General features: G+C 28.1%; 12 protein-coding genes. 3 read left to right on the top strand and 9 right to left on the bottom strand.

All coding sequences use genetic code 11. From position 1 onward, the window contains the following. The first annotated feature begins 75 nt into the window (after positions 1 to 75). The 3 genes from dnaA (at position 76) to gyrB (ending at position 5,083) form a co-directional block, all read left to right on the top strand. Positions 76 to 1,440 (top strand): chromosomal replication initiator protein DnaA, encoded by a 1,365-nt coding sequence (dnaA, locus tag BU_RS00115; protein ID WP_009873974.1) that lies wholly within the window; start codon positions 76 to 78, stop codon positions 1,438 to 1,440. 4 nt (positions 1,441 to 1,444) lie between these two features. Continuing rightward, complete coding sequence (gene dnaN / locus BU_RS00110; protein ID WP_010895902.1) at positions 1,445 to 2,545, top strand: DNA polymerase III subunit beta; 1,101 nt, start codon at positions 1,445 to 1,447, stop codon at positions 2,543 to 2,545. Between the two features lie 126 nt (positions 2,546 to 2,671). Further along, positions 2,672 to 5,083 carry a DNA topoisomerase (ATP-hydrolyzing) subunit B gene (gene gyrB / locus BU_RS00105; protein WP_010895901.1) on the top strand — a complete coding sequence of 804 codons (2,412 nt, stop codon included), beginning with the start codon at positions 2,672 to 2,674 and terminating at the stop codon, positions 5,081 to 5,083. A 73-nt stretch (positions 5,084 to 5,156) separates the two neighbouring features. On the opposite strand, the gene atpC is transcribed toward gyrB, so the two are convergent. From atpC to mnmG, 9 genes are all read right to left on the bottom strand, one after another. Beyond that, on the bottom strand, positions 5,157 to 5,573 hold the full coding sequence (atpC, locus tag BU_RS00100; RefSeq protein WP_009873971.1) for an ATP synthase F1 subunit epsilon: 417 nt from the start codon (positions 5,571 to 5,573) through the stop codon (positions 5,157 to 5,159). Positions 5,574 to 5,599: 26 nt separating this feature from the next. After that, the gene (gene atpD / locus BU_RS00095; protein ID WP_009873970.1) at positions 5,600 to 6,997 is read right to left on the bottom strand and encodes a F0F1 ATP synthase subunit beta; all 1,398 of its coding nucleotides are present in this window, start codon (positions 6,995 to 6,997) and stop codon (positions 5,600 to 5,602) included. A 23-nt stretch (positions 6,998 to 7,020) separates the two neighbouring features. Then, entirely contained in the window at positions 7,021 to 7,893 is an 873-nt protein-coding gene (atpG, locus tag BU_RS00090) for a F0F1 ATP synthase subunit gamma (RefSeq protein ID WP_010895900.1), read from the bottom strand. A 32-nt stretch (positions 7,894 to 7,925) separates the two neighbouring features. Then, on the bottom strand, positions 7,926 to 9,464 hold the full coding sequence (gene atpA / locus BU_RS00085; RefSeq protein ID WP_009873968.1) for a F0F1 ATP synthase subunit alpha: 1,539 nt from the start codon (positions 9,462 to 9,464) through the stop codon (positions 7,926 to 7,928). A gap of 14 nt (positions 9,465 to 9,478) precedes the next feature. After that, complete coding sequence (locus BU_RS00080) at positions 9,479 to 10,012, bottom strand: F0F1 ATP synthase subunit delta (RefSeq protein ID WP_010895899.1); 534 nt, start codon at positions 10,010 to 10,012, stop codon at positions 9,479 to 9,481. Further along, a complete protein-coding gene (locus tag BU_RS00075; RefSeq protein WP_010895898.1) occupies positions 10,012 to 10,497 on the bottom strand; it encodes a F0F1 ATP synthase subunit B in 486 nt (161 codons plus the stop codon). Before BU_RS00075 ends, BU_RS00080 begins: the two co-directional genes overlap by 1 nt. A 118-nt stretch (positions 10,498 to 10,615) precedes the next feature. Next, positions 10,616 to 10,855, bottom strand: coding sequence for a F0F1 ATP synthase subunit C (atpE, locus tag BU_RS00070; RefSeq protein WP_009873965.1), 240 nt, complete (start codon positions 10,853 to 10,855; stop codon positions 10,616 to 10,618). A 36-nt stretch (positions 10,856 to 10,891) separates the two neighbouring features. Then, on the bottom strand, positions 10,892 to 11,716 hold the full coding sequence (atpB, locus tag BU_RS00065) for a F0F1 ATP synthase subunit A (RefSeq protein ID WP_010895897.1): 825 nt from the start codon (positions 11,714 to 11,716) through the stop codon (positions 10,892 to 10,894). Positions 11,717 to 11,910: 194 nt separating this feature from the next. Next, positions 11,911 to 13,797 (bottom strand): tRNA uridine-5-carboxymethylaminomethyl(34) synthesis enzyme MnmG, encoded by a 1,887-nt coding sequence (gene mnmG, locus BU_RS00060; RefSeq protein WP_010895896.1) that lies wholly within the window; start codon positions 13,795 to 13,797, stop codon positions 11,911 to 11,913. Between the last annotated feature and the right edge of the window lie 196 nt (positions 13,798 to 13,993).

Raw genomic sequence — 13,993 nt, 5'->3', positions numbered from 1 at the left:
TCAAAGTAAACGTATGAAAAACAATAACTTTTCAAAGTTTATTTTTTTATTGATTGTGTTCGCTTGGAGTCTACCGTGTCACTTTGTCTTTGGAAACAGTGTCTTGACCGGTTGCAGGATGAGCTACCGAATACAGAGTTTAGTATGTGGATACGCTCTCTGAAGGCCAAACTAAACAATAACATTCTAGAAATATATGCGCCAAATAAATTTGTTTTGGAATGGGTGAAAGACAAATACTTAAATCATTTAAAAAAAATACTGCAAGATTATTGCGGTACTAATTCTCCATTAATAAAATTTGAAATTTATCAAATTTATAAAGAAAACAAATTAAAAAAAAACATTGAAAATAATAATAATAATAAAAATGAAAAGCTAATCTGGTCCAATATTCCAAAATTCAAAAATTTGTCTTATCGATCTAATATTAATAAAAGATATAATTTTCAAAACTTTGTAGAAGGAAAATCTAATCAGCTTGCACGTTCAGCAGCATTTCAAGCCGCAAGAAATCCTGGAAATTCTTATAATCCATTATTCTTATATGGTGCAACAGGATTAGGAAAAACTCACTTACTTCATGCTATAGGAAATGAAATTTTATCATATAAGTATGATATTAAAATCATTTTTATGAATTCTGAATGTTTTGTACAAGACATGGTAAAAGCATTAAAAAATAATGCTATTGAAAAATTTAAATTGTATTATCGTTCTGTTGATGCACTATTAATCGATGATATTCAATTTTTTGCACATAAAGAACGTTCACAAGAAGAATTTTTTCATACATTTAATACTTTAATAGAAGGAAATCAACAAATCATATTAACTTCTGACCGTTATCCTAAAGAAATAAACGGAGTTGAAGATCGTCTAAAATCAAGATTTAGCTGGGGTCTCACAATTGCTATCGATCCTCCAGAAATTGAAACTAGAGTTGCTATTCTTATAAAAAAAGCTGATCAAAATAACGTCATATTATCTAATGAAGTGGCTTTTTTTATTGCTAAACATTTACGATCTAATGTACGCGAATTAGAAGGTGCTTTAAATCGAGTTATTCTTAATTCTCGTTTTACCCATCGTGCTATTACTGTAGATTTTGCTCGTGAAGCACTTCAAGATATACTTGCTGTACAAGAAAAAATTATCACTATTGATAATATCCAAAAAACAGTAGCAAAATACTATAAAATTAAAGTTTCTGATCTATTATCAAAAAAACGTTCACGTTCAATAGCTCGTCCAAGACAAATGGCAATGGCTATGGCGAAAAAATTAACTAATCATAGTTTGCCTGAAATAGGAGAAGCTTTTAGTGGCAGAGATCATACAACAGTACTGCATGCATGTTGTAAAATCGAACAATTGCGAAAAGAAAATCACGATATTAAAAAAGATTTTTTAAATTTAATTAGAACTCTATCAAAGTGATCATATGAAATTTATTATCAATAATAATATTTTAATTAAAAATTTACAAAAAATAAGTCGGTTGCTTGTAAAAAATACTTCTCTTCCTATTTTAGATAATGTATTAATAAATATAAAAAACGGAATGTTATCATTAACAGGGACGAATTTAGAAATAGAATTAGTTGCTATGATTCAACTATCAACAGAACACATATCAGGAACTGCAACGATTTCAGGCCGAAAACTTTTAGATATTTGCAGAAATTCATTAAATTCATCAAATATAGAGATGCAATTAAACAATAATAAAATGCATATTATTTCTGGAAATAGTCGTTATATATTAACCACCTTACCTTATGATAGTTTTCCAGTTCATCATGACTTTCATCATATTTCAGAATTTTTTATACCTTCAGATATTTTAAAAAAAATGATAGAAAAAATTCAATTTTCTATGGCTAAACAAGATGTACGATACTACCTTAATGGTATTTTATTAGAAAAAACAGATCGATCACTTTATGCAGTAGCCACAGATGGATATCGTCTAGGAATATCAAAATTTTTTTTAAAAGAAAATATAATTCCTTTTTCAATAGTTATTCCAAGAAAAGGCGTTATTGAACTATATAGATTATTAAATATTCCAAAACAACCAATAAAAGTTTTAGTTGGAAAAAATAATATTAGAGTACATATAGAAGATCTTATATTTACAACACAATTAATTGAAGGACAATATCCTGATTATAAGAGTGTTTTGCTTGAAAATAAAAACAATTTTATTACTTTAAATTCAAAACTATTAAAGCAATCATTGTTACGAGCTGCTATTTTATCCCATGAAAAATTTTGTGGAGTAGAAATTCATATCAGAAATGGTCAATTTAAAGTATTATCTGATAATCAAGAAGAAGAAATAGCAGAAGATAGATTTAATATAAATTATACTGGAAATACAGTAAAAATATCAATTAATGTGTACTACATAATAGAAATATTAAATTCTATTACTAGCGAAAATATTTTTTTATTTTTAAATAATGCTAATAATTCAATACAAATTGAAGCAGAAAATGATGCATCAATATTGTATGTTGTAATGTTATTAAAACGTTAAATATTTTCGAACCTGCATTATAGAATATAATAAATAATGTAAAATAATTTCAATATTATTTTTTTACATAAAAATAATATAATAATTTTAATAATTATTTTACTTAAAAAAATTATAGGGAAAGTTATGAAAAATATATACGACTCTTCTAATATTAAAATTTTAAGAGGATTAGATGCTGTTCGTAAAAGACCGGGTATGTATATTGGAGATACAGATGATGGTAGTGGATTGCATCATATGGTTTTTGAAATAGTAGATAACTCAATAGATGAAGCGCTGTCTGGTTATTGCAAAGAAATAATAGTAACCATTCATTCAGACAATTCAGTTTCAGTAAAAGACGATGGTAGAGGAATACCTACAGATATTCATCCTGAAGAAAACATTTCAGCGGCAGAAGTTATTCTGACAGTATTACATTCAGGCGGCAAATTTGATAATGCTTCATATCAAATATCAGGTGGATTGCACGGTGTAGGAATATCAGTCGTCAACGCTTTATCGGAAAAATTAGAACTAATAATAGACAAAAATAAGAAAAAATATCAACAAATATACAGACATGGAAAACCAGAAAATCCTCTTTCTATCATTGGAACAACTGACACAACTGGTACGTATATAAGATTTTGGCCTAGTTATAAAACTTTTACAAATAATATAAAATTTCAATATGAAATTTTATCTAAACGTTTGCGTGAACTCTCTTTTCTTAATTCAAACATTGCTATTTATCTCGAAGATAATAGAACTAGCATTAAAAATTGCTATCATTATAAAGGTGGCATTAAAGCATTTATTAAATTTTTAAATGCAAAAAAGACACCTATTCATACACATATATTTTATTTTCGATCTACAAAAGATCAAATAGAACTAGAAATTGCTATGCAGTGGAATAATTCTCATCAAGAGAATATATTATGTTTTACTAACAATATACCACAAAAAGATGGCGGAACACACTTAGCAGGATTTCGTTCCGGTATGACGAGAACATTAAATTTACATATAGAAAGAGAAGGCTATAATAAAAAGAACAAAACTACTATAATAGGTGAAGATGTACGTGAAGGATTAACAGCTATTATATCAATCAAAATACCTGATCCAAAATTTTCATCGCAAACCAAAGATAAATTAGTTTCTTCTGAAGCGAGGTCAGTAATAGAATCATTAATTAATGAAAACCTGATTGAATATCTTTTAGAAAATCCGTCTGACTCAAAATTTATTATTCAAAAAATCATCAATGCGGCTAAAGTTAGAGAAGCAGCGCGACGAGCAAGAGAAATCAACAAAAAAAAGAGTATATTAGATTTAGGTGCACTGCCTGGGAAATTATCTGATTGCCAAGAAAATGATCCTAAATTCTCAGAAATTTATTTAGTAGAAGGTGATTCGGCAGGTGGGTCTGCTAAACAAGGCAGAAACAGAAAAAATCAAGCAATTCTTCCTCTTAAAGGAAAAATATTGAATGTTGAAAAATCCAAGTTCGATAAAATGATTTTATCACAAGAAGTTGCCTCTCTTATCACTGCGTTAGGATGCGGGATTGGTAAAAATGAATATAATATAGATAAATTAAGATATCATTATATTATTATAATGACTGATGCTGATGTAGATGGTGCGCATATTCGTACACTTCTCTTAACTTTTTTTTATCGCCAACTACCTGAGTTAATTGAAAAAGGGTATGTTTATATTGCACAACCTCCATTATACAAATTAAAAAAAGGAAGAAAAGAAAAATATATTAAAAATGATGAAGAAATGAATACATATCAAATTAAAAATGCTTTAAAAGATCTTGTTTTAAAAAGTGAAGATAATCTTATTATTAATCAAAAACTTAAAAAATTTAAAAAAATTATGTCTGAATATCATTATATTCAAATAATTATGAAACAAAGCAAACACTATTTTCCAAAATTAGTATTTAATGAATTAATCTACCACAATCATTTACACAATTTAAAAGATATCGAAATAGTAAAAGAATGGATATACACATTGGCTGAAAATCTAAATAAAAAAGATAACAGTAATAATCACTATTCAATAGAAATTAAAGAAAATTTAGATAAAAATATATTCGAACCAACTATAAAAATATCTAGATATGCACATTATACAAAATATGATTTTAAAGAAGAATTTTTAAAAAGCAAAGAATATTTATTAATTACTAATTTAGGTGAAAGTTTTAAAAAATATTTTTCAGATAAAGTTTTGATAGAAAAATCTGGGTCTACTTATAAAATAGATAGTATAAAAAATACATGGAAATGGTTAATAAAACAATCTAAACGCGGCTTGTTTATACAACGATATAAAGGATTAGGTGAAATGAATCCAGAACAATTATGGAATACGACAATGAATCCTGAAACCAGAAACATGCTACAGGTAACTATCAAAGATGCAGTTTCTGCAAATAATTTATTTAATACTCTAATGGGAGAAGCGGTTGAACCTAGAAGACAATTTATAGAAAATAATGCTTTAAAAGCAGAAAATATTGACGTTTAAAAATATTTTTTATTCTTAGAATAAATTTTTTAGTACTTGCGGCAGGAAAAAACCAGCCGCGAAAGATTATTTTTCATTTAAATTTATCCATTACTTCAAGCACTCTTAATTTTGCAATTTCTTTAGAAATTTGCAATAAAATAGCATCTTTATTAATTTTTGTATTGTTACTTTTAATAGATTCTTCCGCATTTTTTTTTGTTTTTAAAATACGACTTCGATCTAAATCAATAGCATGAATAGCAACATCAGCTAAAATAGATACAACAGAAGGTTGCACTTCTAATATTCCTCCTGATATATAAATACATTCTTCTTTTTTATCTTTCTTATGAAAAATGTATACCATTCCCGGTTTAAGTATACTTAACAACTGAGCATGTCCTGGATAAATACCGAGTTCTCCTTCACTTCCAGAAACTCGAATTTTTTCTACAAATCCAGAAAATATAGTCTTTGTTAAACTAACTACATCTAAATAAAAATTCATAAATATATCCTGTACATCCAAAAAAATTATAATTTTTTTGCTTTTTCTATAACTTCTTCAATAGAACCTACCATATAAAATGCTTGTTCTGGTAAATCATCAAATTCGCCTTTGATAATACCTTTAAAAGCACGAATATTGTCTTTTAAAGAAACGTATTTTCCTGGAAAACCAGTAAAAACTTCTGCAACAAAAAATGGTTGAGATAAAAATCGCTGTATTTTACGTGCTCGAGATACTAATAATTTATCTTTTTCTGCTAATTCATCCATACCTAGAATGGCAATAATATCTTTTAATTCTTGATATCTTTGTAATATGGACTGCACTCCTAATGCGGTTTCATAATGCTCGTCACCTACAATATAAGGATCTAATTGACGACTGGTTGAATTTAAAGGATCAATAGCAGGATAAATTCCTAGAGACGCGATTTGCCGACTTAATGTAACTGTAGAATCTAAATGTGCAAATGTTGTTGCAGGTGAAGGATCTGTTAAATCATCAGCAGGTACATATACTGCTTGAACAGAAGTGATTGAACCATTTTTTGTTGAAGTAATTCTTTCTTGGAGTAAACCCATTTCTTCTGCTAAAGTAGGTTGATAACCTACTGCTGACGGCATCCGTCCAAGTAAAGCAGAAACCTCAGTACCTGCTAAGGTGTAACGATATATATTATCAATAAATAATAAAACATCTTTTCCTTCATCACGAAATTTTTCTGCAATAGTTAAACCTGTAAAAGCAACTCGTAATCTATTTCCTGGTGGTTCATTCATTTGTCCGTATACAAGAGAAACTTTATCTAAAACTTGAGAATCATTCATTTCATGATAAAAATCATTCCCTTCTCGAGTTCTTTCGCCTACTCCAGTAAAAACTGAATAACCAGAGTGTTCGACAGCAATATTACGAATTAATTCCATCATATTAACTGTTTTACCTACACCGGCTCCACCAAACAAACCAACTTTACCACCTTTTGAGAAAGGACAAATTAAATCAATAACTTTTATTCCTGTTTCTAATATTTCTCTACAACTAGCCTGGTCTCTGTAACTTGGAGGTGAACGATGAATTTCCCAATATTCAATTTTATCAGATTGATTATTTTTTAATGCCCCTTTATTATCTATTGTTTCACCTAATACATTGATTATACGACCCAGTGTTGCTTCTCCTACCGGAACTTTGATATAATGTCCAAGATCAGTAACAATTAAACCTCGTTTTAAACCATTAGATGAACCCATAGCAATCGTTCGTACGACACCTGAACCTAACTGTTGTTGCACTTCTAAAATCAGTTTATATTGCTTGTTTTTGACTTCTAAGGCATTATATATTTTAGGTACCGAATCTTGATTAAATTCTACATCGACGACAGCACCAATAATTTGGATGATTTTTCCAGTAGCCATTATTTTAAAACCTCTACTAATTTTTAATCAATTGAAACCGCTGATGCACCTGAAACAATTTCGTTTAATTCTTGAGTAATATTAGCCTGACGAACTTTATTGTAGACTAACTGTAATTCTTTAATCCGATTTCCACTATTATCCGTCGCTGTTTTCATTGCAATCATACGAGCAGCGTGTTCACTTGCTATATTTTCTAAAATGCTTTGATAGACTTGAGATTCTATATATCGATTAAACAAAGTGTCTAAAATCAGTTTAGATTCTGGTTCATACAAATAATCCCAATTATTATTGCTTGCATCTTGATCATTTTTTTTAGAAAAAGGTAATAATTGTGTAATTGTAGGATATTGCGACATTTTATTATGAAATTTGTTATAAGCAATAAAAATCTTATCAATTCGTTTACATTGATATTCTTGGAGTATAATTCCAACAGAATTAATTAATTCCTCTAATTTGGGATTTTCTCCTAAGTTAGTTGCTTTCGCAAGAATATTACTTCCACAAAGTTTGAATACAGATAAACTTTTTAAACCAAATAATATTAAATCACACGGAATATTTACTTTAGCAAAATTCTGGATTTTAAATAATACTTGTTTAAAAAGATTAGTATTTAAACCACCACATAATCCTCTATCAGTAGATATTATAATCATGCCAATACGGTTAGTTTTTCTTTCTTCCAAGTAACTATGTTTATATTCTAAATTTCCTTGTGTCACATGATCAATAACTTTTCTAATAATATCAGAATATGGTCGACCTGATCGCATTCTTTCTTCAGTTTTTCTCATTTTAGACACTGCCACCATTTCCATCGCTTTAGTGATTTTTTTAGTATTGGTAACACTCACGATTTTGTTTTTTATTTCTTTTGTGCTGGTCACTATTTTCTCTTTTTAACTTATTAGTTATTTTTTTAAAATTGATTTTTTTTAAACTCGGTAATTAATTTAATAAATTTATCTTTTATAACAATATTAAAATCGCCTGTTTTATTAATTTCTTCCATTAAATCAAAATAATAATTATGAGCATAAATTAATATTTCTTTTTCAAATTTAGTGATTTTATCTATAGAAATATCATCAAGAAAATTATTTTCTGCAACAAAAAGTATAAGAGCCTGTTCGGCTATAGAAATAGGTGAATATTGTTTTTGTTTTAATAATTCTGTAATTTTTTGACCATGATTTAATTGCTTTCTAGTGGTATCATCCAAATCAGATGAAAATTGTGAAAATGCAGCAAGTTCTTGATACTGTGCTAATGCCGTACGAATCCCAGACGAGAGTTTTTTAATAATCGTAGTTTGTGCGGCACTTCCTACACGAGAAACAGATATACCGGGATTTACAGCAGGTCGAATGCCCGAATTAAATAAATTTGATTCTAAAAAAATTTGACCATCGGTAATAGAAATAACATTAGTAGGAACAAAAGCAGAAACATCTCCAGATTGTGTTTCAATAATAGGCAAAGCTGTAATGGATCCTGTTTTTCCAGTAATTTTATTTTTGGTTATTTTCTGTACATACTCCATAGAGACTCGAGAGGCTCTTTCTAATAAACGAGAATGTAGATAAAATATATCTCCAGGAAATGCTTCTCTTCCTGGTGGTCTGCGCAATAATAAAGAAATTTGACGATAAGCTACTGCATGTTTTGAAAGATCATCATAAATAATTAAAGAATCTTCTCCTTTATTTCGAAAAAATTCTGCCATAGCACAACCAGAATATGGTGCTAAATATTGTAAGGATGCGGCTTCTGAAGCAGAAGCTACTACTATGATTGTATTAAATAAAGCGTTGTTTTCTTCTAATTTTTTAACAACATTAATAATTGTGGAAAGTTTCTGTCCAATAGCGACATAAATACATTTAATACCAGATTGTTTCTGATTAATAATTGTATCTATTGCTAGTGCAGTTTTTCCTGTTTGTCTATCACCAATAATTAATTCACGTTGACCTCGTCCGATAGGAATCATTGAATCGATAACTTTATAACCTGTTTGTATAGGCTGGTTGACTGATTTTCGGTCAATTACTCCAGGAGCATCAGCTTCTACTGGAAAAAAACCATCATTTTGTATGGAATCCTTTCCATCAATAGGAAAACCTAATGCATTTACTACTCGACCTAAAAAATTATCACCTACTGGCACTTCCAGTATTTTCCCTGTACACCGTACTTTAGCTCCTTCAGAAATATGAATATAGGGACCCATAACTACAGCACCAACTGTATCCCTTTCTATATTTAAAGCAATTGCATACTCGTTATTAGGCAATAAAATCATTTCACCTAACATTACGTTAGAAAGACCATTGATTTTTATAATACCATCACTTACAGAAATAATAGAGCCTTCATTGTATGATTGATTAAAAACTTCAAATTGCGCTATTCTTTCTTTAATTAATTTACTGATTTCTGTAGAATTTAATCTCATATATTTTTATTCTCTTAAAAATTTAAAGAATCAGATAATTGTTTAAGATGATTTTGAGCAGATAAATCAAAAATAGTATTATTCACCTTTACAATCATACCATTAAGTATATTAGGATCTACTTTATATATAATTTTAGTTTTTTTTAAGAAGAACCGTTCTAATACTTTTCGTATTTTGTTAATGAGATTTTCTTTTAAAGAAAATGCTGATTTCAATTGAACTATTATGATGTTTTTATAACATGCTTCTAATTTTACAAATCGTTCGAATATATTATTTAATATATTAAAACGTTGATTTTCAGATAATAATTTTATTAAATTTTTTGCGTTTTCATCAATTATATTAGTGCCAATTGTGATAAATATTAACGATAAATATTTAGGTGAAATAGAACCTGACAAAAAATTTTTAAATTTTTTATGCGAAGCAATAGTTTTAATAAAAATTAATATATTTTTCCATTTTTCAATTGTATTATTCTCAATGGCAATTTCAAAAATTGCTTGAGCATAAGGTCTAGCAATAGTATCTGCTACTGACATTAATTTTTCACCTGTGATAAAGAAGTAACTAATTCATCTAACAACTCTTGATTATCATCTTTAGAAATATTTTTTTTGATAATTTTTTCTGCCATAGAAATAGATAAATCTACTACTTCTTTATGTAAATTTTTACGTGCATGTGTAATAGCAATATTAATTTCTGATTGAGTATTCAGGATAATTTTTTTACTTTCTTCTAACGCCTGATTTCTTGCATCTTCTAAAATTGACACTTTTTGTTTATTTGCTGAATTTAAAATATTCGATGCTTTTTGTTTGGCATCAATAATATTTTGATGTATTTTTTTTTCGAGAATATATAATTCATCCCGAGCTTTTTTTGCATTAGTTAATGATTCTTTAATCTCTTTCTGTCTAGTTTCAATAGCTAAAATAATAGGAGGCCAAATATATTTCATACAAAACCAGACAAATAAAACAAATGAAATAGCTTGTCCAAGAATTGTCGCATTAAGATTCACGAGAATCCACCTTTTATATCAATATGAAAATTAATCTTTACGTTATCTAAAAAAACGTAAAGATTTTATGTAATAATCTAAAATAATATGTTTTTTATAAAAAATTATAGTAAAAAAATTATGAAATAGCAAAAAGCATATATAATCCTAAACCTACAGCAATCATTGGAATCGCATCAACTAATCCCATGACAACAAAAAACTGTGTTCTTAATAATGGAACTAAATCAGGTTGCCTAGCGGCTCCCTCTAAAAACTTACCGCCCAGAATTCCAATTCCGATTGCAGCTCCAATTGATGCTAATCCCACCATTATAGCTACTGCTATATAAAGCATGTCAACATTTAAATTTTCCATTAGAAACTCCAGTTTTTAAAAAAATCACAATAGATTTTAATCTTTATGAGATTGAGAGGCCATTGATAAATATACAATAGTTAATACCATAAAAATAAAAGCCTGTAGTGAAATTATTAAAATATGAAAAATAGCCCACGGTACGTTTAAAAAACATTGTGTCCACCATGGCAGCAAACCTGCAATTAAAATAAAAATCATTTCACCTGCGTACATGTTTCCAAATAATCGCAATCCCAAAGAAATGGGTTTCGAGACCAATGACACAAATTCTAATATAAAATTAAAAATAGAAAATACAGGATGGTTGAAAGGTTGTAAAATAAGTTCTTTTAAAAAGCCTACATATCCTTTAATTTTAACAGTATAAAATAAAATTAAAAAAAACACGCCAAGTGACATTGATAGTGTAATATTAATATCAGCAGAAGGTACAATTCGCATAGCAGGTAATTCAAACACTTTTTCAGAAATAAATGGAAAGAAATCAATCGGAACTAAATCCATTAGATTCATTAAAAAAACCCAAATAAATACTGTTAATGATAAAGGTGCAATAAGAGCATTTTTACCTTGATACATGCTTTTTACATTTAAATTTACAAATTCAAAAATTAACTCAATTGCAGTTTGTAATTTACCTGGTATACCTTGAGTAATTTTTTTTCCTACCATATAAAAAATACTTAAAAAAAAACTACCCAGTACAAGAGAAAAAAACATTGAATCAACATTTACAGTCCAATAATCAGAAGACAATGCACCTGGTTGAATAATTTTAAAAGAACGCAAATCTATCTGCAAGTGACTTAAATGATGACTAATATATTTTTGAGGATCAGATATCTTTTCTAAAATCATATGTTTCTCTCATATTTTTATAATTTTAAAAAAGATTATACAACAAAAAAAATACATTCAGCAAACAGTTACCATTTAGCAATAAAATCAAATTTAAACAATTATTATGTATTTTAAATACATTAAAATCAAATTTTAATTTTTAAAAATTATAAAAAATGATTTGAAAACTAAAAAATTAATCATTTTGTAATCTACAAAGTATGTTTATAAGATTCTTTTTTTAGATGAATTAATAAAATTGATATAGCAGCTGGTGTAATTCCAGAAATACGTGATGCTTGACCAATAGAAATGGGTTTGTAATCATTTAATTTTTTAACAACCTCAGAAGATAAACCTCTTATTTTGTTATAATCATAAATAGATGATAAGAAAGTATTTTCATTTTTTAAATGTCGCTCGATCTCTTCTGATTGTCGTTTAATATAACCTGCATATTTAATCTCATTTTCTATCTGTCCTATCGCTTCCAAATCAACAATTCCTGTTCTAAAAGATTCTAGAGATTGTAAGTCTTGATATCTAATTTGCGGTCGTTTTAATAATTCAGACATACTTATTTCTTTAATTAAATTAATATTATATAATTTTTTTAAAATATCAGCATCTGGTGATATAGGACTTATTTTATTTTTTTTTAAACGATTCATTTCTGTTTGAATATTCAATACTTTTTGATTATAACGAATCCATCTTGAATCATTTACTAAACCAAGTTTACGACCAATTTCAGTTAAACGTAAATCTGCATTATCTTCTCTTAAAGAAAGTCGATATTCGGCACGTGAAGTAAACATGCGGTATGGTTCCTCTGTGCCTTGAGTAGTTAAATCATCTATTAAAACACCCAAATATGCTTGATCACGTCTAGGAAACCATCCTTCAGTATTCTTTGAACTTAATGCTGCATTTAATCCTGCCAACAATCCTTGTGAAGCCGCTTCTTCATAACCAGTAGTTCCGTTAATTTGCCCGGCAAAAAATAACCCTTTAATTAATTTGCTTTCTAAAGTTAAATTTAAGTCTTTTGGATCAAAAAAATCATATTCAATGGCATATCCAGGTCTGATAATTTTGGATTTTTCTAAACCTTTTATAGACGCTACTATTTGTTCTTGAACTTCTATTGGAAGACTGGTCGAAATACCATTAGGATATACTTTAATACTAGATAATCCTTCAGGTTCTAAAAATACTTGATGTGATTTTCTATCTGGAAAACGTACAATTTTATCTTCAATAGAAGGACAGTATCGAGGTCCTAAACCTTTTAAAAAACCCGTATATATTGGACTTTTATCTAAATTTTTACGTATTATTTCATGTGTTTTTTCATTAGTATGTGTGAGGTAACATGGTATCTGTTTAGGATGATGTGAAACGTTTCCCATAAATGAAAAAACTGGAACAGGAGTATCGCTATTTTGAATTAATAAATTGTTAAAATTAACAGTGTTGATATCAATTCGAGGCGGCGTTCCTGTTTTTAATCTATTAACTCGCAAAGACAATTCTCTTAAACGAACAGATAAATCTATAGCAGACTTATCTCCTATTCTACCAGCAGAATAACTTTTTAACCCTATATGTATTTTACCTCCTAAAAAAGTGCCTGCTGCTAACACAACTGAACGAGAGTAGAAATTAATTTCATTTTGTGTTAACACACCAACAACAGAGTAATTTTTAAAAATTAAATCCTTAACTTCTGCTTCTAAAATTAACAAATTATTTTGCTTTTTTAATATTTTTTTTACTGTCTCATGATACAGGATTTTATCGGCTTGAGCTCTAGTAGATCTTACAGCAGGACCTTTGCTAGAATTCAGAATTCTAAACTGAATACCAGAGTAATCAATAGCTTTAGCCATCATACCACCTAATGCATCTATTTCTTTTACTAAATGACTTTTTCCTATCCCTCCAATAGCTGGATTACATGATAAAGCACCTAAATCTGAAATTTTTTGAGTGAGCAATAATGTTTTACAACCCATTCTTGATGAAGCCATAGCTGCTTCAGTACCAGCATGTCCTGCTCCAACAACGATTACATCAAAATTTCTTAAATTAAACATATAAAAACCTTTTAAAAATTTAAAAATATTCAAATAGTATTAATATTTTATTCAAGATAACACATGTTAATCTTAAAAACATAATATCTTAAAAAAAAGATCTTTTTCTTTTCTTTAAGGTTTAAATTCAAAAAAATAAAAAAAATAAAAAATAATAATTACTATTATTATTAGTAAAGAACAAATCTGTGGATAA

It is taken from the genome of Buchnera aphidicola str. APS (Acyrthosiphon pisum), assembly GCF_000009605.1.
GTDB lineage: Bacteria > Pseudomonadota > Gammaproteobacteria > Enterobacterales > Enterobacteriaceae > Buchnera > Buchnera aphidicola_I.
The sequence above is the reverse complement of the archived record's forward strand: the minus strand, read 5'-3'. Positions and strand labels throughout refer to the sequence as shown.